The organism is Collimonas sp. (assembly GCF_039923675.1).
Lineage (GTDB): Bacteria > Pseudomonadota > Gammaproteobacteria > Burkholderiales > Burkholderiaceae_D > Collimonas.
Genome location: NZ_JBDTCG010000080.1, coordinates 111,054 through 130,182 on the forward strand (window position 1 = coordinate 111,054; position 19,129 = coordinate 130,182).

At 57.0% G+C, this 19,129-nt stretch carries 19 protein-coding genes; 10 read left to right on the top strand and 9 right to left on the bottom strand.

All coding sequences use genetic code 11. The features are described 5' to 3' along the window. The first annotated feature begins 161 nt into the window (after positions 1-161). The 3 genes from adh to ABI171_RS17310 all read left to right on the top strand — a co-directional run bounded on the left by adh (position 162) and on the right by ABI171_RS17310 (position 4,323). On the top strand, positions 162-1,682 hold the full coding sequence (gene adh / locus ABI171_RS17300) for an aldehyde dehydrogenase (protein ID WP_348093772.1): 1,521 nt from the start codon (positions 162-164) through the stop codon (positions 1,680-1,682). Positions 1,683-1,763: 81 nt separating this feature from the next. Next, the gene (locus ABI171_RS17305) at positions 1,764-2,162 is read left to right on the top strand and encodes a DUF779 domain-containing protein (protein ID WP_348093773.1); all 399 of its coding nucleotides are present in this window, start codon (positions 1,764-1,766) and stop codon (positions 2,160-2,162) included. 244 nt (positions 2,163-2,406) lie between these two features. Further along, a complete protein-coding gene (locus tag ABI171_RS17310) occupies positions 2,407-4,323 on the top strand; it encodes a sigma-54-dependent Fis family transcriptional regulator (RefSeq protein WP_348093774.1) in 1,917 nt (638 codons plus the stop codon). A 17-nt stretch (positions 4,324-4,340) separates the two neighbouring features. Here the strand turns inward: ABI171_RS17310 and ABI171_RS17315 are convergent, their stop codons facing one another. From ABI171_RS17315 to ABI171_RS17345, 7 genes are all read right to left on the bottom strand, one after another. After that, positions 4,341-4,844 carry a DUF2867 domain-containing protein gene (locus ABI171_RS17315; RefSeq protein WP_348093775.1) on the bottom strand — a complete coding sequence of 168 codons (504 nt, stop codon included), beginning with the start codon at positions 4,842-4,844 and terminating at the stop codon, positions 4,341-4,343. Continuing rightward, a complete protein-coding gene (gene cydX / locus ABI171_RS17320) occupies positions 4,841-5,014 on the bottom strand; it encodes a cytochrome bd-I oxidase subunit CydX (protein WP_348093776.1) in 174 nt (57 codons plus the stop codon). The genes ABI171_RS17315 and cydX overlap by 4 nt, the downstream gene beginning before the upstream one ends. Before the next feature lie 35 nt (positions 5,015-5,049). Further along, positions 5,050-6,189, bottom strand: a complete 1,140-nt coding sequence (gene cydB, locus ABI171_RS17325) for a cytochrome d ubiquinol oxidase subunit II (protein ID WP_348093777.1) — start codon at positions 6,187-6,189, stop codon at positions 5,050-5,052. 12 nt (positions 6,190-6,201) lie between these two features. Beyond that, positions 6,202-7,803: a cytochrome ubiquinol oxidase subunit I gene (locus ABI171_RS17330; RefSeq protein WP_348093778.1), complete on the bottom strand. Its 1,602-nt coding sequence runs from the start codon at positions 7,801-7,803 to the stop codon at positions 6,202-6,204. Further along, the gene (gene cydP / locus ABI171_RS17335) at positions 7,800-8,027 is read right to left on the bottom strand and encodes a cytochrome oxidase putative small subunit CydP (protein ID WP_348093779.1); all 228 of its coding nucleotides are present in this window, start codon (positions 8,025-8,027) and stop codon (positions 7,800-7,802) included. Before cydP ends, ABI171_RS17330 begins: the two co-directional genes overlap by 4 nt. 7 nt (positions 8,028-8,034) lie before the next feature. Next, positions 8,035-8,694: a GbsR/MarR family transcriptional regulator gene (locus ABI171_RS17340; RefSeq protein ID WP_348093780.1), complete on the bottom strand. Its 660-nt coding sequence runs from the start codon at positions 8,692-8,694 to the stop codon at positions 8,035-8,037. Between the two features lie 211 nt (positions 8,695-8,905). Beyond that, positions 8,906-10,024 carry a Fic family protein gene (locus tag ABI171_RS17345; RefSeq protein ID WP_348093781.1) on the bottom strand — a complete coding sequence of 373 codons (1,119 nt, stop codon included), beginning with the start codon at positions 10,022-10,024 and terminating at the stop codon, positions 8,906-8,908. 483 nt (positions 10,025-10,507) lie between these two features. Here ABI171_RS17345 and ABI171_RS17350 point away from each other — a divergent pair, with 483 nt between their 5' ends. The 5 genes from ABI171_RS17350 to ppa all read left to right on the top strand — a co-directional run bounded on the left by ABI171_RS17350 (position 10,508) and on the right by ppa (position 14,123). After that, a complete protein-coding gene (locus ABI171_RS17350) occupies positions 10,508-10,786 on the top strand; it encodes a DnaJ domain-containing protein (RefSeq protein WP_348093782.1) in 279 nt (92 codons plus the stop codon). Next, positions 10,783-11,331, top strand: a complete 549-nt coding sequence (locus tag ABI171_RS17355) for a hypothetical protein (protein WP_348093783.1) — start codon at positions 10,783-10,785, stop codon at positions 11,329-11,331. The genes ABI171_RS17350 and ABI171_RS17355 overlap by 4 nt, the downstream gene beginning before the upstream one ends. 45 nt (positions 11,332-11,376) lie before the next feature. Beyond that, positions 11,377-12,081 (top strand): hypothetical protein, encoded by a 705-nt coding sequence (locus tag ABI171_RS17360; RefSeq protein WP_348093784.1) that lies wholly within the window; start codon positions 11,377-11,379, stop codon positions 12,079-12,081. A 65-nt stretch (positions 12,082-12,146) separates the two neighbouring features. Then, positions 12,147-13,379: a hypothetical protein gene (locus ABI171_RS17365; protein ID WP_348093785.1), complete on the top strand. Its 1,233-nt coding sequence runs from the start codon at positions 12,147-12,149 to the stop codon at positions 13,377-13,379. Positions 13,380-13,583: 204 nt separating this feature from the next. Further along, a complete protein-coding gene (gene ppa / locus ABI171_RS17370) occupies positions 13,584-14,123 on the top strand; it encodes an inorganic diphosphatase (protein WP_348093786.1) in 540 nt (179 codons plus the stop codon). A gap of 69 nt (positions 14,124-14,192) precedes the next feature. Here the strand turns inward: ppa and ABI171_RS17375 are convergent, their stop codons facing one another. Together ABI171_RS17375 and ABI171_RS17380 are read right to left on the bottom strand one after the other, a co-directional pair. Further along, positions 14,193-15,077, bottom strand: coding sequence for an EamA family transporter (locus ABI171_RS17375; RefSeq protein ID WP_348093787.1), 885 nt, complete (start codon positions 15,075-15,077; stop codon positions 14,193-14,195). A 44-nt stretch (positions 15,078-15,121) separates the two neighbouring features. Further along, positions 15,122-16,291 (bottom strand): GNAT family N-acetyltransferase, encoded by a 1,170-nt coding sequence (locus ABI171_RS17380; protein WP_348093788.1) that lies wholly within the window; start codon positions 16,289-16,291, stop codon positions 15,122-15,124. A 150-nt stretch (positions 16,292-16,441) separates the two neighbouring features. Between ABI171_RS17380 and ABI171_RS17385 the strand changes: the two genes are divergently transcribed. Beyond that, positions 16,442-18,490 carry an NAD(+) synthase gene (locus ABI171_RS17385; RefSeq protein ID WP_348093789.1) on the top strand — a complete coding sequence of 683 codons (2,049 nt, stop codon included), beginning with the start codon at positions 16,442-16,444 and terminating at the stop codon, positions 18,488-18,490. Between the two features lie 200 nt (positions 18,491-18,690). Beyond that, positions 18,691-19,029 (top strand): P-II family nitrogen regulator, encoded by a 339-nt coding sequence (locus tag ABI171_RS17390; protein ID WP_038487829.1) that lies wholly within the window; start codon positions 18,691-18,693, stop codon positions 19,027-19,029. The last annotated feature ends 100 nt before the right edge of the window (positions 19,030-19,129 follow it).

Genomic DNA, 19,129 nt, shown 5'->3' on the forward strand with positions numbered 1-19,129 from the left:
GAACACTCCGCGGAGGGTGCATGTCTCGGAATGTCCCCGGCTATCGCTGCGCAACGGGCCAAGCGACCCGAAAAACGGCTGGCACGTTCATTGCGCCATGTTGGATGTAGTTTGTACGGATCAATCCCTGACAATCACTCCAACCCAGGCAAGAGGACGACATGAATCTCGCAGACATCAGCAAGTTAGCTACCCGCAACCCCTTCAAGCAACGTTACGACAATTTCATCGGCGGCAAGTTTGTGGCGCCGGTCAAGGGCGAATATTTCGAAAACGTCAGTCCGGTGATCGGCAAGACGTTCTGTGAAATTGCCCGTTCCAGCGCAGAAGACATCGAGCTGGCGCTGGATGCCGCCCACGCTGCCAAAGTCAGCTGGGGTAAAACTTCGCCGGCCGAACGCGCCAATATTCTCAACAAGATCGCCGACCGCATGGAAGCCAACCTGGAATTGTTGGCGATTGCGGAAACCATCGACAACGGCAAGCCTATCCGCGAAACAACGGCCGCCGACATTCCACTGGCGATCGACCATTTCCGTTATTTTGCCGCTTGCATCCGGGCCCAGGAAGGCTCGGTGGCGACCATCGACGACCAGACCTACGCCTACCATTTCCATGAGCCGCTAGGCGTGGTCGGCCAGATCATCCCATGGAATTTCCCGATCCTGATGGCGGTCTGGAAACTGGCGCCGGCGCTGGCCGCCGGCAATTGCGTGGTGCTCAAGCCGGCGGAACAGACGCCGGCCTCGATCATGGTCTGGATCGAGCTAGTGCAAGACCTGTTGCCGCCAGGCGTACTGAATATCGTCAACGGTTTCGGGCTGGAAGCCGGCAAGCCGCTGGCGTCTAGCAAGCGCATCGCCAAGATTGCCTTTACCGGCGAGACCACCACCGGTCGCCTGATCATGCAATATGCCTCGCAAAACATTATTCCGGTGACGCTGGAACTGGGCGGCAAATCGCCGAACGTGTTTTTTGCCGATGTGATGGACCAGGACGATGCGTATTTCGATAAATGCCTGGAAGGCTTCGCAATGTTTGCGCTGAACCAGGGCGAGGTCTGTACTTGCCCGTCGCGCGCGCTGATCCAGGAATCGATCTACGACCGCTTCATGGAGCGCGCATTAAAACGGGTCAAAGCCATCAAGCAAGGCAATCCGCTCGACAGCGCTACCATGATCGGCGCCCAGGCATCGCAAGAGCAGCTGGAAAAGATCCTGTCGTATATCGACATCGGCAAGCAAGAGGGCGCCAAGCTGCTCATCGGTGGCGCGCGCAAACAGCTGGGCGGCGATTTCGATGCAGGCTATTACGTCGAGCCTACCGTATTCGAAGGCCATAACAAGATGCGCATCTTCCAGGAGGAAATCTTCGGTCCGGTGCTGTCGGTCACCACTTTCAAGGATGAGGAAGAGGCGTTGGCGCTGGCTAACGACACGCTGTACGGTCTCGGCGCCGGCTTGTGGACGCGCGACGGCTCGCGCGCATTCCGCATGGGGCGCGGGATCCAGGCCGGCCGGGTCTGGACCAATTGCTATCACCTGTATCCGGCCCATGCAGCGTTCGGCGGCTACAAGCAGTCCGGCATTGGCCGCGAAAACCATAAGATGATGCTGGATCATTATCAGCAGACCAAGAACCTGCTGGTCAGCTACAGTCCTGACGCCTTGGGATTTTTCTAAAGCCGCTGCGGTCTTGCTCCGCGTGTAGCGGCGCAGGACCATATCCATCCATCCTTCTGCCGCCATCGACGAGCCCACATCATGCCTTCCATTCTTTCCCGTGTCAGCGCCACCGAAGCCGCACTGGATCTGTTGCGCACGCTCAGGCGCAAACACGGTCCGGTGATGTTCTTTCAATCGGGTGGCTGCTGCGACGGCAGTTCGCCGATGTGCTATGCGCTCGGCGAATTTCAGGTCGGCGATGCAGATGTCTACCTCGGCGATCTGGACGGCACGCCGTTTTATATCGGCGCCGACCAGTTTGAATACTGGAAACACACGCAACTGATCATCGACGTTGTGCAAGGCAACGGCGGTATGTTTTCCCTGGAAAATGGCAGTGGCCTGAGGTTTCTCAGCCGCTCACGTCTATTTAGCGATGATGAGTATGCAAAGCTGGCCGAAGCGCCGCCATTGCTGGGTAGTCAAACTGGCAATTGATCGCGCATCACGGCTTGTCCGGCGGGCTCTGAAGCTAAACCTTGCCTGAAGCGCCAGCTGTCGCCTTTATCTGCAACTCCCTGCTTCTCCACCCGCAGATTTCCTCATTTTTCTACCGATCCGATTGCGATCATCGGATTAATCACATCGATAGCCATTCAAAGGTAGACTGAGAGAAGATGCTTGTAGAGGTGCGCCAACACCCGATGCTAAAGGCAAGGGGAAACCGCCTGAAGGAGACAAAATGAGTGACCTGTCGTGGAGTAGGCCGGCGCAGCAATTTGCGCCGGTTGTCGGCGATCCGGGCGTGATCGAAAAATCGCACCAGCGGTCGACTGCATATGGTCTGGAAAAACAAGACAAGCCCGATATCGCGCCGCTCGGTCCGGCTGCCCTGTCTGTGCTGCTGGAGCAGAACCATGCGTTGTACACGCATGCCTTGCCGGTCATGGAAACGCTCTACGAACAGATCATCAACACGCACAACATGGTGCTGCTGACCGACGTCAACGGCGTCATCATGCACGCGCTGGGCGATGACGATTTCCTGGTCAAGGCTGAACGGGTCGCCTTGAATCCGGGCGTGGTCTGGTCGGAGCAAAGCAAGGGCACCAACGCCATCGGCACTGCGCTCGAAGAGCAGATGCCGGTGACGGTGCATGCCGATGCCCATTATCTGTCTGCGAATCATTTTCTGACCTGTTCCGCGGCGCCGATTTTCGACCATCAAGGCAAGATTATCGGTGTGCTGGACGTCAGCGGCGACCGTGACAGCTATCACAAGCACACCATGGCGCTGGTGCGGATGTCGGCGCAAATGATCGAGAACCAGCTGTTCACCGCAACCTTTGAAAATGCGGTCACTTTGCATTTTCATAGCCGGCCTGAATTCATCGGCACCCTGATGGAGGGCATCGCCTGTTTCACACCCGGCGGCCGTTTTCTATCGGCCAATCGCAGCGCCTTGTTTCAGCTCGGTTTGCCGTTGACGGCATTGCAATCGCATACCTTCAGTTCTTTGTTCGGCTTGCCGGTGTCGACCCTGCTCGATCACTATCGGACGGCGGCGCCGGGTTTGCTCGATCTTTGCCTGCATAGCGGCGTCAGGGTATATGCCAAGGCGGAACTGCGGTTGTCGAACAGTGTATTTCAACACATCAGCGAAATCCAACCCGCCGCGGACGCAAGGGCATCGGCACCAACGCCGAAATTGCCGGCGGCGCGCCTGTCCAGCCTGCGCTACTTGAATACCGGCGATCCGCAGATGGCGGCCTTGATCGGCAAGCTCGATAAAGTGAGAGGGCGCGATATCCCGATTCTGATCACTGGCGAGACCGGCACCGGCAAGGAATTGCTGGCGCAGGCGATCCACAACGATTCGCCGCGCAAGAACAGCGCATTCGTCGCCGTCAATTGCGCCTCGATCCCGGAAACGCTGATCGAATCGGAACTGTTCGGTTATGAGGAGGGAGCCTTTACCGGCGCCAGGAAAAAGGGTGGGCAGGGCAAGATTTTGCAGGCCAATGGCGGCACCCTGTTCCTGGATGAAATCGGCGATATGCCGCTGGCTTTGCAAGCGCGCTTGCTGCGCGTCTTGCAGGAGCGCATGGTGACGCCGCTGGGCAGCACCAAATCGATCCCGGTCAACCTGGCGCTGATCTGCGCCACCAACCGCAATTTGCGCGAGCTGATTGCCGCCAATCTGTTTCGGGAGGATTTGTACTACCGCCTGAACGGGCTGGTGGTAAAACTGCCGGCGTTGCGCGAGCGCTCGGATCTTGATGTCATCGTCAAAAAATTATTGCTGGAAGAGCCTGACGGCGAGCCTTGCTGTAGTGTCGATCCCGAGATTATGGCATTGTTCCATCGCCACAGCTGGCCCGGCAATTTCAGACAATTGAGCAATCTTCTCAGGACGGCGGTAGTCATGGCCGGCGCAGACCGGGTGATCAGGTTGGAGCATTTGCCGGACGATTTCCTGGAGGATGTGCGAGAGCTTGAATTCTCCTCGCCTGCGGACAGTCATAGCGGCAGCCTGGAAGATCTGGCGCTGAGCGCCGTCAAGAAGGCATTTGAAGCCAGCGGCGGCAACGTTTCCGCTACCGCCAAAGCGCTGGGCGTGTCGCGCAATACGGTGTACCGTAAGTTGAATTTGCGTTGAAATCCAACCGTATGGCGTCAGGGTTGATGCTGGTTGAATCTGGCGTGTTCCAGCAGATGGCGCACAATCACGCGATGGAACGGCATCACTGCAGCCAGATAGACGCGTCCCAGCAGATTGTTGGTCTTGACCACCGTGGAGACGGTCACTTGGGTGGCGGCCGGACCTTGCAGCACCGTCACGCTGATCCTGAAATCCAGGTGCTTGTCGTCGAATCCCAACACCACTTCCTGCGGCGATTGCGCAACGAGGGGGAAACCGCCTACCGTACGCTGTGACGAGCGCGGATCATCCACTCCTATCTCAACCGTCTTCAGTCGGAACAGCCTGACCACCCCGTTGCGCGTCGCCATCAGCTGTTTGATCCAGCCGGGCGGATGCTTGATGATGGCGTCCGCCGCTGGCCGCGCCTCCAGGCCTGGAAAATGGACCACAACCTGGTAAGCGTCGACAAAGTCATGGCCCGGCAGGAGCGCCCGGCAGCCGGCTTCGGGGGCTACGGCAATGGCGGCGCCGTTCATTTTTTGCGGTTCCGGGTTTGTTCATACTCGGCAGCTGCGCTTTCAAAGCGCTCGCGGGTGGTTTCTTCGTCGCGGCTGCCGAAGGCGTAGTTGGCCTCCAGCCACATGACGTTGATGATGCCGAAAGCCAGCGCCAGGCCGACCCCTAGTATCCATGCGAAATACCACATAATTTTCTCCTGTATCTGATCGTGGCTTACCTGGCTCAGTAAGCGGTGTGTTCGTTATCTTCGATGTGCTGCAAGGTAACCTTGCCGCGCATGACCCGGTAAACCCAGGTGGTGTACAGCAGGATGATCGGCAGCATGATGACCACCACCCAGAACATGATGCCGAGCGTCTTGTGGCTCGATACCGCATCCCAGATCGTCAGGCTGCTGTTGGGATCCAGCGAAGACGGCATGATGAACGGGAACAACGACGCCCCTGCGGTCAGGATGATGGCGGTGACGCAGAAGCCGCTGGAGAGGAACGCTGCCATGGCTTTGTTGGTCGCGCTGAACAGCACGCACAGCAAGGCGCCGGCGACGGCGATGAGCGGCAACGCCCAGATCGCAGGCCAGCGCGCATAGTTGTCGAACCAGGCGCCGTTGACCGTGGTCACGGTCTTGACGATCGGCATGAAGGCGCTATTCGGATCCGGCATGCCGGTGATGCGGTAGCCGTGGATGCCGAACGCTACCCAGAAACCGCCGGCGATGAACAGCAGCGCCGTCACCAAACCTGCAACCTTGGCGACGCCGCGGGCGCGTTGAGCAATCAAGGCATCGGTCTTGACCTGCAGGTAAGCCGCGCCGTGCATCAGCAACATGGCTACGCTCAGCAAGCCGGCCAGCAAACCGAACGGGTTCAACAGCTGGAAGAAGTTGCCGGTGTATTCGACCCGCATGGTGTCGTCGTAGTGGAACGGCACGCCGAGGAACAGGTTGCCGAAGGCCACGCCGAAAATCAGCGGCGGCACGAAACCGCCGGCGAACAGGCCCCAGTCCCAGGCGTTGCGCCAACGCGTGTCGGCTACCTTGCTGCGGTAGTCAAAGCCGACCGGGCGGAAGAACAGCGAAAACAGCAGCAGCATCAGGGCCACATAGAAGCCCGAAAACGCCGCGCTGTAGACCAATGGCCAGGCCGCAAAAATCGCGCCGCCGGCGGTGATGAACCAGGTCTGGTTGCCTTCCCAGGTGCTGCCGATCGAATTGATCACTACCCGCCGTTCGGCATCGGTCTTGCCGATGAAGGGCAGCATCATGCCGACGCCGAAATCGAAGCCGTCGGTCAGTGCGAAGCCGATCAGCAATACGCCGACAAAGCCCCACCAGATGATCTTTAAGGTTTCATAATCAAACATTGTGGTTTCCCCTTATGCCTTGGCGGTGGTGTCGATGGTGCCAGTGATGACGGACGACTGTTCCAGCCGCTCCCAGTGGTACTTGCCGGTATGCAGGCTGCTCGGGCCGCGGCGGGCGTATTTCACCATCAGTATCATTTCAATAATGAACAGGAAACCATAGAAGCCGAGGAAGCCTGCCAGGCTGAAGTACAAGTTGCCAGGTTGCAGGGTCGAGGCCGACAGATGGGTCGGCAACACGCCCGAGATGGTCCATGGCTGGCGGCCGTATTCCGCCAGCAGCCAGCCCAGTTCGATGGCGACCCATGGCAAAGGAATGCTGTACACCGCCAGGCGCAGCAACCAGCGCTGCTTGGCCAGCTGCTTGCGGATCAGGAAGTAGAACGAGCAAGAGAAGATGAACAGGAACAACATGCCCAGTCCGACCATCAGCCGGAACGACCAGAACATCGGCGCGATTTTCGGGAAGGTGTCGTTGACCGCCATGGCGATTTGTTCGGGCGTGGCGTCGATCACCTTCGGCGTGTATTTTTTCAGTAGCAAACCGTAGCCGAGATCGTTTTTCAATTTGTCGAAGTCGGCAATTGCTTCAGGTGACTTGTCGCCGGATTTGAGGCGGGTCAGCGCGGCATACGCCAGCATGCCGTTGCGGATGCGCACCTCATGCTCTTTCTTCAAGTCCTGGATGCCGGTGATCTGCTTATCCGCGGAGCGGGTGCCGATCAAGCCCAGCACATAGGGAATCTTGATGGCGTAATCGGTGCGTTGCTCTTTTTCGTTCGGCCAGCCGACCACGGTGATGCCGGCCGGCGCCGGTTCGGTATGCCATTCGGCTTCCATCGCCGCCAGCTTGACCTTGTTGACTTCGCCAGCGGTGTAACCCGACTCGTCGCCGAGAACGATCACGGATAAGGTCGCGGCCAGGCCGAAGCCGGCTGCGATCGCAAACGAGCGCAGGGCGAACGCGGTGTCGCGTCCGCGCAGCAGATAAAAGGCCGAGATGCCGAGCACGAACATCGAGGAGGCGACATAACCGGCCGACAGCGTGTGCACGAACTTGACCTGCGCCACCGGATTGAAGATGACGTCGACGATGCTGGTCAGCTCCATGCGCATGGTTTCATAGTTGAACTCGGCGCCGACCGGATTGTTCATCCAGCCATTGGCGATCAGGATCCACAATGCCGAGAGGCTTGAGCCGAGCGCCACCAGGAAAGTGATCAGCAAATGCTGGACCCGCGACAGGCGGTCCCAGCCAAAGAAGAACAGGCCGACGAAGGTCGATTCCAGGAAGAAGGCCATCATCCCCTCGATCGCCAGCGGTGTGCCGAAGATGTCGCCGACATAGTGCGAATAATAAGACCAGTTGGTGCCGAACTGGAATTCCAGGGTGATGCCGGTGGCGATCCCCATGGCGAAGTTGATGCCGAACAGCTTGCCCCAGAAGCGCGTCATGTCCTTGTAGATCGGGCTGCCGGTCATCACATAGACCGATTCCATGATGACCAGGATCCACGCCAGCCCCAAGGTGAGCGGTACGAACAGGAAATGGAACATCGCGGTCGCCGCGAACTGCAGGCGAGAAAGAGCGACGACTTCATCGATAGGAATCATTGGCGGGCCTCTGAAGGGGAAAGGTGGGAAGGGATGGCGGCAGGCTGCGCGTTGAGGAAGTGTTGTTCCACCTGCTCGGTGGGCATGCGCATTTTTTTTGTTTGCGGCTCGGAGAAGAAAGCTTTCCAAAGTACGGTCAGCAAAGCAATCTTCACCACCAGGATGAGGGTGATCTCGACTGCCAGCGGCAAGCGCGTGAAGCGTTTGGTCAAGGCGAAAGACATAGGGCGTCTACTCCTTCAGCTTAGCGTTCTGGTGCACATCGGGGTGATCGCTGCCGCTCTTGGTCTTGCTGCCCGAGCCAGGCATGCGGAATTTGTCGCGTACATCCAGCAGCTTCTTGACCTTGGAACCCATCTTCATCAGCGAAGCCAGGGTTTCCGGCGAGAGGCGCTGCACATCGTCAAACCAGGAACTGGATAATTCGATCAGGTTGTACATTTCCCGCATCCGCTGCTGCGCCTGCTTGTCGCTCTCGTTGGCAGGATTTTCCAGCAACGCATCGCGCAACATCGACAGGGTCGGCTCAATCTCACGGCGCCGGCGTTCTTCCAGCAAGGTCTTGAAAATATCCCAGATATCTTTCGGCGGTTCGAAATACTCACGGCGATCGCCGGGGTGGTGCAACAGCTTGACCAGGCGCCACGATTGCAATTCTTTCAGGCCCATGCTGACGTTGGAGCGCGAGAACGTCAGGTACTCGGCAATCTGGTCAGCATTCAACGGCTGTCCCAGCACATAAAGTAACGCATAAATCTGGCCCACGGTGCGATTAATGCCCCAGCGGCTGCCCATTTCGCCGAAGTGCGAGATGAAGCGCTGAGTCAGTGGCGTCAGAGGAGTGAGCGGGGCGCTTGCTCCGGTGATATTGGCGGGGGGGATGGTGTGCATGATTTTTGAATTTTCAGTAATTACTGAAATATAAGACAAAACAGGAATACATGCAAGCTGGTAAACTGAATGCTGTGCTGCGTCGTTGCATCAAACGGCGTAAGTTGACACGGAAGATGTGTCTTTTGAAATCGGAGGTGAAATTACTGCCGTAGAATTGGGTCAACGCTGAATGCAAGAACGGATCAGTTCCACGTGTAAGTCAACAAACTCAGTAAGGTGAAATGGCATTATCGTCACGAATGAGTAATTGCATGAGTTTGGGATGAATGAAAAATTTTTCCTTGCCGATTTGGGTTTCACGCAATACACCTACAGACACTAATTCTTTCAAGTAGCGCGAGGCTGCCTGACGTTGTGCGATTTGCTTGTCTACCAGGTTGCCGATACGGCAATACGGCTGTTCAAAGATAACGTCCACCAACTCACGGCTGTAAATTTTTGGCAACTGTGTTTTAACGTGAGCGACTGTGATTTCTACCAAATTGCGGATGGCCGCAATCTTGGCGGTGGTCCAGCAAGCGGTTTCTTCCACCGCTTTCAGCATGTATAGCAGCCAAGGCTCCCAAGCTTGTTCGCGGGTGACGCCGTGCAGCAGGCGATAGTAATCGGCTTTGTTGGCGATGATATAGCGGCTAAGGTAAAGAATCGGCAGCGTCAGTAAATTTTGCTGAATGAGAAACAGGATATTAATCGCACGTCCGGTGCGGCCATTGCCATCGGCAAAAGGGTGTATGGCTTCAAATTGGTAGTGACCTACGGCCATCCGAATGAGCGGTTCAATGTCTATGTCGTTATGTAGAAAACGCTCCCAGTTGGCCAGTAGATCCCTGATTTGAGCCTCGCCTTCCGGGGGTGTATAAATCACCTCGCCGGTGAGGTGGTTAGTCAGTTGGGTGCCGGGAACGCGGCGTATGTCCATATCTGCCGCTTTCAGCGTCCGGCAGATTTCCACTGCCGTAGTGGTGCACAATGGGCGCGTCTGCAGTGACTGAAAGCCTTGTTGCAATGCCGTGCGGTAGCGCAAAGCCTCTTTTGTGGGGCCATCAGCTAGATTCCCGCCGCCATCGGCATACTGAAACAGTAGGTCGCTGGTAGTAATGATGTTTTCAATCTCGGAACTGTCTTTGGCTTCCAGTAACGGGATGGTGTTAATAAGCATTGTCTGGTTAGGAATGAGTTCGGCGGCCTGTTTGAGCTCGGCCAGTGCGGCACGCGCGGTGATACAGCGCTTCAGCACGGCCTTGGTTTCCAGCTCAATCAAGGGCGGGATCTCAGGTAGATCGTTATAGGGAGTGTCTGCTCGCCAGATGGACTGGGTATTGATCATGTTCTCAAAAATTGATTATTACGACATGTTTTCAGCATATGTCGCCAGCAGGGACACGTCAATATAATATGTCGATGTTTTGCGATTTCATCGACATATGGAACGGTATTTGGCATTATCGAGCACTGGAAAGAACACACTACGCTATCGTATGGCTCGTGTGGTTTTTCGGTAAACTTCACCGCGCGACAAACAACGCCTAAGCGCAAACTCAAGGAAACAAACCTGGCTTTTGCTGTGCCTTCCGTGTTTTTGGTGGACCGGATTTTTCTTTGTTTGAACTTTGTGCTTGACAAATTGCTGCCAGCAGCGCGTTATTCACCTGGAACCATCGACTTACTCTCGCAGCTGGTGTATCCTCCGCAGTCTTTTCTTAAGAGTCTGCGCTTGTCAGATGTCATGACGGCAACTCTTACTCAGCAGGCAATCCAAAAGTAACATTACAATGGCCGCCGATGGCCGCAACGCAACATGTGAGGACGCATGAAGGATTATTACGCCGTTCTCGGCATAGACAGTGATGCGTCGACCAGCGCGATAAAAAACGCCTATCGCAAGAAAGCTTCAGAGTTTCACCCCGATAAAAATACGTCGCCCAGTGCGCCTGCGCAGTTTCGTGAAGTGCAGGAAGCCTACGACCTGCTGTCGGATGCGGTGAAGCGACAAGATTACGATGAAAACCGGCGTCGCAGCCTGCTGGAAAACCCGCTGGAAACGGCCGAACAAATCTGGACCACTTATATGAACAAGGTTTCGCAATGATGCTTTCCCAGTTTTTTGAAGACTTGACCAAGGCTTACCAAGCCGAAATTGAAGACCTGCAAAGCGATTCCGAGGGCAACGACATCCTGACATCGCGTCTGAAAAGCAAGCGCTCCCAGTTCGCCTTGATGATGCCGATGATCGACACCGATCCGGAAATGGTCGCGGTCGCCTTCCACGGCGGCATCGACTTCACCAATCCGCAGACGTTGCTGCTGCTGCTGGGCGACGAGCCGGAAGAGTTTCCATCCTGGGCAGATGTCGCCGATGCGGTGCAGTTCGAGTCGTGGGCGCAAAAGCTGGCGGACATCGCCTTGCAAGAAGCCGGCGGCGAGCGCTTCCTGATCACGACGGTCTGCCTTGAGTACCTGCACGAGAAAAGCAACGGCAACTACAACGGCGCATATGGCAGCCAAGCTGCTGACGACCAGTCGGATGATGCGATTGAAGGCGTGGAACGCGACGATGACGACAATGACGGCAGCGATCTGGAAACAGAAGGCGCCGACTGGCTCGCCGAGCAGGGCTTTGAACGTCTCGGTTAAACGCTGCTGCCGGATATTTTAGATTTTTTTTGACATAGTGATTTCATGACAAACGCGCTAGTAGTAAAAGCAGCAAACCTGATCCGTAACGGCGATATCGCCGGCGCCGAATTCGCGCTGGTCAGCCTGGCTGAAACCGAAGGCGATTACGCCTTGGTCGCCGCGCTGGATACCTTGCCGCCCAAAGATCTGCTGGCCGTCATTCGCGAATACGACAGCTCGAAAGAGTCGGTCGTCAACCTGCTGGTGACGCCGGAGCAATTCGCTCGTGCGGTCGTCATGGAACGGCTGTATGGCGACCATACGCATGTGCGTCTGCGCGGCATGGTCAACGCGGTGCTGTTCCGCGACGACACCCAAACCGGCGACTTCATCGAGGCCATTGGCGATGTCGACGGCGGCTGCGAAGCGCTGATCGACTACCTCTCGGACCGCGACGAAGAAGTGGTGCATTTCGTGACCTACGACACCTTCAACGTCAACCGTACGGAAGAGCGCGACGTGGTCGAAAAATCCGAAGTCAGCGACCGCGACTGGAAAGAACTGACCTGGCTGCTCAAGCATGAGCACGAAGACATGTTCGAACAAATCTGGCCGGTGCTGAAAAAGCAGGTCAAAGAGCGCCAGCGGCGCGAAGCCGAGCTGGAATTGCTGGAACAGGAAAAGCTCGAGCCGAAGGTGCGCAAGGCGAATACAGCTGGCGACCCGCCGGCAACTGCGGTCGACGACGGCGAGGAATCCGCGCTGTAAGCCAGTCTCGAATTGCTTCTGCCGCATCATCGGCACTGTGTTAACTCTTCTACCTACCGTACCCCATGTCCGACAACAACCGGCATATCGAAATAATCGATAAGCGTCCTTTTTTCGAAAAGGCGCTTAGTTTTGGCCTGCAGAATCACATCCTCGACCAGGAAAAATGCCGCGCGATCGTCGTCGATGGCGCCAAGGGCACGGTGCAGGTTGCGGCGCATTTCGGCACCAGCCACCTGCATACCGATCTTGAGAATGCGCGCCAGCGTATCGTCAATCTGGTCAGCCTATACCTTGAGCACACCTATAGCGGCGACCTGCGCAAGGCGGCCGAGTCTCTGCGCGACAATACCTTCCTGTCCCATTCGCGCGGCGGCAACGAGATGTTGAAAGCGCTGCATGCGATGCCGGAGTCGGCCATCATCGGCGACACCAAGGCGCAGCCGGTCAAGGAATTCCAGGATGAGCGCACGCTGGCAAAACCGTTTTCCCTGAACGCCTATCGGAAAGAACGCCAGGCGCGCGAAGATGCCGCGGCCACGATTGCTGCGGCGCTGTGGTTCGCCAAAAGCATGGGTCTGCCACAATCGTCGCTCGATTTTGTCGGCGCGGAAACCATCATCCGTACTGCGCTGCTGGTTCGTCTCGGCCAGGGAGGCGCATTTCCCAACCGGATCGAATTCGCCAGGCTGATCGACGCCATCCGCACTAAAAGCGTGGCCGGCGGGAAGTTGAAGCTTCCCAAGAAAATACTGGGTGACTTGCCGCCGGAATATCTGGACATAGCAGAGAAAATCCGGCGCGAAATCGAAAAACACGATGCGCCTTTGATGGCAGATGCCACGATGGCGCTGGATGTTTTGCTGAATCTGGTCGAGGCGCGCTACTTCGTGCAGGAAAGCGACATGGAGGACATCGGCGATTTCGATGCGCTGGTATCCAAGGAGTGGCATAAAGTCACCAAGGGCAAGGAAGATCCGTACTCCCGGCTCACCATCTTCATGTGTATCGCCGCCGGCGCCAAACCCAAAACCACCGTCTCGGAGAGCGAGGCGAGGGCAATGATCCGCCAGGTCCGCCAGCATGGCTTCGATAACGACGCGGTCTCGACCTTTATCAAGAACTCGGCACCGTTTGAGATCAAGGACAATCTGTTGTCCTTGTGGAGCGATGAGTTCTTGCCGGACGCAGAGGAATATCTGGTCGACGACAGCGATCCCAAATACACCCGCGCCATGAAGTTTTTGAGAGAAAACTGCAACATCAAGACTAAAGAACCTGGCAAGGAAAAGAAGTAACACGCAAGATAGCCGGACTGAGTCCAAAGCCGTCAGAACCTGAGTTTTCTTGAAAAATTGCTTTTTAGATCACATATTTTCGATTGTCTCTTGCCAACATCTGCACAACCGTCGATGTTGCATCGCACGATAAGCCCTGCAGCCGTTATAATTTCGGGTTGCGAAGGCAGTAGCAAATTTTTTAATTATTGACGAGAGCACACCATGAGTCTGAATCAAGTATCGGCCGGGCGCGATTTGCCAAACGATTTCAACGTCATCATCGAAATCCCGATGAATGCCGATCCGATCAAATACGAAGTCGACAAGGAATCCGGCGCGATTTTTGTCGACCGCTTCATGGGTACTGCGATGCATTACCCATGCAACTACGGCTACATCCCGCAAACCCTGTCGGAAGACGGCGATCCGGTTGATGTGCTGGTGATCACGCCGTTCCCGCTGTTCCCGGGCGTGGTGGTGCGTTGCCGCCCGGTTGGCGTGTTGAAGATGTCGGACGAAGCCGGCCAGGATGCCAAGCTGCTGGCGGTGCCGGTCGACAAGGTCCTGAGCATCTACACCCACTGGCAAAAGCCGGAAGACATGAACGAACTGCGCCTGAAGCAGATCCAGCATTTCTTCGAGCACTACAAAGATCTGGAAAAAGGCAAATGGGTCAAGATCGACGGCTGGTTCGGTCCTGACGAAGCGCGCAAGGAAATTCTGGCCGGCGTAGAAGCGTACAAGAAATCGCTTGAGGCTTGATTTGCTTAAACCCTGAGCCGCCGGAGCGGATCGGGTGTTCGATAAAAAGCGCACTTCGGTGCGCTTTTTTCATGGTTTGGCAGTTTTCATCAGTCGCATCAGGCGCGCGCCGAACAGGTTCAAGGCGAGCCCGGCAAGCACCAGCAAGCCCGCCACGATTTTCCACCATTGCAGCGATTCACCCAGCAAGATGGCCGCACTCAGCATGCCCACCAGCGGCACCAGCAGCGAGAACGGCGCGACGGTGGCGGCAGCGTATTTGCGCATGAGGATGGTCCAGATGCCGTAGCCCAGGATAGTGTTGGGATAGGATTGATAAAACACCGCCGCGACCGAGGCCCAGCCAAAGTGGAGAAAGGCGTTGTACCATGCGGCCGTGCCTTCCAGTATGGCTGAGGCCAGCAGCAAAGGCGGCGCTGCCATCAGCGAACCCCAGGCCATCAGCGCCAGCGGATTGATTTTGCCGATTTTCTTGGTGACGATGTTGGCGCTGGCCCAGCTCAAGCCGGCGGCTATCACCAGCAAAAAGCCGATCATGGTGGTTTTGGCTTCCAGATGGGTGGCGACCAGCAGCATCCCGGCCAGCGCCACCAACGCTCCCAGCAATTGCGTCATCAATGGCCGCTCACCCAGCAGCAACACCGCCAGCCCGATCGTAAAAAACGCTTGCAGCTGTATCACCAGCGATGCCAGGCCGGCACCTATGCCAAGCTGCATGCCGGAGAACAGCAAGGAAAACTGCAGTGCGAACTGGAACAGCCCGAAGCCGATCAGCAGCCACCACGGAATCGCCGGACGCTTGATGAAAAACACCAGGGGCAGCGCTGCAAAGACAAAACGCAGCGCCGAAAACAGAAGCGGCGGCAAGCCGGCCAGGCCGATTTTGATCACGACAAAGTTCATGCCCCAGATCAAGACGGTCAGCAAGGCAAGCAGGATGTCGGTGGATTGCATGGCTCTTCTCTAGGGTGCGCTAGCTTGTTGGAAAAACCGGATCTTTACTGTGCTCGGAACGGATTGCGGTCATTCAACTCGTCCATATAACTTTCGATGCCGTCGGATTCGCGTTCCAGGAAGTTCGCCACGGCATCGGCAAAGCCCGGATGCGCCAGCCAATGCGCCGACCAGGTTTTCTGCGGCAAGAAGCCGCGCGCCATCTTGTGCTCGCCTTGTGCGCCACCTTCAAAGCAGGCGATTTTCTGTTCGATGCAAAATTCCAGTGGTTGGTAATAGGCCGTTTCAAAATGCAGGCAAGGCACGAATTCCAGTGCTCCCCAATAACGTCCGTACAAAGTCTGATCGGTATGGATCAGCAACGAAGATGCGATCGGCCGGCCCTCACGTTCGGCTACGATCAGCAGGATGTTTTGCGGCATGCCGGCGCCTATCCGCAGGAAGAAATCCAGGTTCAGATAGGGCGTAGAGCGGTGCTCGGCGTAGGTTTGCGCGTAGCAGCGGTTGAAAAATGCCCAGTCTGCCTCGCTGGCATCGGCGCCACGTATGCGGCGCAGTCTGACGCCGGCCTCGGCCACCTTGCGCCGCTCGGCGACGATGTTCTTGCGTTTCTTGCGTTCCAGCGTGTCGAGAAACTGGTTGAAATCGCGATAGCCCGGATTCAGCCAGTGAAACTGGACGCCGCTGCGCAGCATGAAGCCGGCTTGTTGCAGGGCGCCGGCTTGCTCGGCAGGCGGGTACAGGATATGGGTGGAAGAGGTCTGGGTATCTCGCCGCAGCGATTGCAGTACCTTGATCAGCGCCGTCCGCGCCGCTTCGTCGCGCGCCAGCAAGCGGCCGCCGGTCACCGGCGTAAACGGAATCGCCGACAGCAGTTTGGGATAGTATTCCAGGCCGTTGCGCTGATAGGCGTCGGCCCAGGCCCAATCGAACACGTATTCACCGTAGGAATGATATTTGACATACAAGGGCAGGGCGGCGACCAGCTGCTCCGCCTCGTCCCACAAAGTGATGTATTGCGGCTGCCAGCCTGATTTTTCCGAGGCGCTGCCGCTTTCATGCAGGGCGTGCAAAAAGGCAAATGACAGGAATGGATTGGCGTCGGCCTGCAAGCCTAGCAGTGCGTCCCATGCCGCCTGGCCGACTTCGCTCAGGGAAGCAACGATGCGGGTGGCGAACTTGCCTGCCGTCTGCTCTGTTGTTTTATTAGTCAAGGACTGGACGAATCGTGAATGTGGAGGGCGAAAACGTGAAGTTTAGCACCGACGCCACAGGTCTGCCGCGTCTTCCCGAGCCTGGGGCACCAGAGGCCATGGCATGCGATAATTGAAAGCATCAAGCAGAGCGCAGGAAGAATGATGACAATGAACAAATTTCTGAACCTTTACTCCCATGATTTCGCGCGCGTCGCCGTGGCCATCCCGAATTGCCGGGTGGCTGACCCGGCCTTTAATGCCGCCGAAACCATCAAGCTGGCTAAACAGGCCGAGCGGCAAGGCGCCGTGCTGGTAGCGTTTCCGGAACTGGGTTTGTCTGCCTATACCTGCGACGACCTGTTCCATCAACGGGCTTTGCTGGACGCTTGCGAAACGGCGCTGGGCGAAGTCGTGGCCGCTTCGGCGGAACTCTCGCTGGCGATGATCGTCGGTCTGCCGTTGCGGGTCGAGCATCAGCTGTTCAACTGCGCCGCTGTGATTGCCGGTGGCCGCATCCAGGGCATTGTGCCAAAAAGCTATCCGCCCAATTACGGCGAATTTTACGAATTACGTCAGTTCAGCCCTGCTGAAAATACGGCGGTGAGCGAGATTCAATTGCTGGGCGCCAGCGTGCCATTCGGCCCCTCCCAGCTGTTCGAGGTGGCCAACCTGCCGCTGCTGCGTTTCCATATCGAGATTTGCGAAGACGTCTGGGTGCCGATTCCGCCCTCGTCGTTTGCGGCGCTGGCCGGCGCCAGCGTGCTGGTGAATCTCTCCGCGTCCAACGCACTGGTCGGCAAGTCGGGCTATCGCCATCAACTGGTTGCGCAGCAATCCGCGCGCTGCCTGTCGGCATATTTATACACTTCGGCCGGCAAGGGCGAGTCGTCGACCGACCTGGCGTGGGATGGCCAAGGGCTGATCTATGAAAACGGCGAGTTGCTGGCGGAATCGGAACGCTTCCTGGATACGTCGCACATCATTTTTGCCGATGTCGACCTGGAACGCTTGTCGCGCGAGCGCATGCACCAGACCACCTTCGGCCAGTCGGTACGGCGCCATGCGGGAGAAGTCGCCAAATTCACGGTACAACGTTTTGCGTTGGACCTGCCGCTGGACCAGGCCTTGCCGCTGGCGCGCAGCGTCGAGCGTTTCCCTTACGTGCCGGCGGATATCAAGCGGCGCGATGAACGCTGTACCGAGGTCTACAACATCCAGGTGCAGGCGCTGGTGCAACGGCTCTCGGCCAGCAAGATCAGCAAGGTCGTGATCGGTGTTTCGGGTGGCCTGGATTCGACCCACGCCTTGCTGGTTTGCGCCAAAGCCATGGATCGCCTGAACCTGCCGCGTGCCAATATCCTGGCCTATACCATGCCCGGCTTTGCCACCAGCGACCGCACCTTGCAGCAGGCGCGACAACTGATGCAAGTGGTTGGCAGCACGGCGGCGGAAATCGACATCCGTCCAAGCTGCCTGCAAATGCTGAAAGACCTCGGCCATCCCTACGCCACCGGCCAGGAGCAGTACGACATCACCTTTGAAAACGTCCAGGCCGGCGAGCGCACCAACCATCTGTTCCGCCTCGCCAATCATCATCATGCGATTGTCATCGGCACCGGCGACCTGAGCGAGCTGGCGCTGGGCTGGTGCACCTACGGTGTGGGCGATCACATGTCGCACTACAATGTCAACGCCAGCGTGCCGAAGACCCTGATTTCACATCTGGTGCGCTGGGTGGCGGAAACCGGCGCCATCGGCGATCTCGGTTCCGATGTCTTGCTGAATGTGCTGAGCACTGAAATCAGCCCCGAGTTGGTGCCAGGTAAAGCCAGCGGCAAGCCGGAGCAGATCACGGAAAACGTGATCGGCCCTTACGAATTGCAAGACTTTAATCTCTACTACATACTGCGCTATGGCTTCACGCCTTCCAAGGTCGCTTTCCTGGCGTATTCCGCCTGGCACGACAAGAGCAAAGGCAGCTGGCCGTATGACGACGTGGCGATAGCCCGCAACCAGTACGACCTGGCGGCGATCAAGCGCAACCTGGGGATTTTCGTCGACCGCTTTTTCCGTACCAGCCAGTTCAAACGCTCCTGCGTGCCGAACGCGCCCAAGGTCGGCAACGGTGGCTCGCTGTCGCCGCGCGGCGACTGGCGCGCGCCGAGCGACTCGGAAGCGACTGTGTGGCTGAACGATCTGGCGAAGATTCCTGATTGACGGATCGCGGATGGGAACCTGGTGCGGAAGAGTGTTGTGCGAGGCCGGTTTTAAATAGACTTATTGATCCGCGCATATAGACAAACAGCTTTTTTCATATACTCTGTTAGATTGCGCTTGAAACGGGCTGTGGGGCTGTGCTGCCGCCCAGGATGCAAGCATGCTGTAAAGATTCATATTTAATGCCTAAAGGAGTTGTCATGAAGCAAATTACTGCCGTTATCAAGCCCTTCAAGCTGGATGAGGTGCGTGAAGCCCTCGCCGAAGTCGGCGTCACCGGCCTGACCGTGACTGAAGTAAAGGGTTTTGGCCGTCAGAAAGGCCATACCGAACTGTATCGCGGCGCCGAGTACGTGGTCGATTTCCTGCCTAAAGTCAAAGTCGAACTGGTGATCGACGATGCCCTGACCGAGCGCGCAGTGGATGCCATCATCAAGGCGGCACGCACCGGCAAGATCGGCGACGGCAAGATTTTCGTGCGCAATATCGAACAAGTGATCCGTATCCGCACCGGCGAAACCGGCCCTGATGCGGTTTGATGTAGTTTGATGCAGGGCTTGCAGCAGCCTGAATTTTTATACTTCCTTCCCTTCAAGTTCTGATTTTTGATATTTGGCCGCGGTCGTTCGATGTATTGGA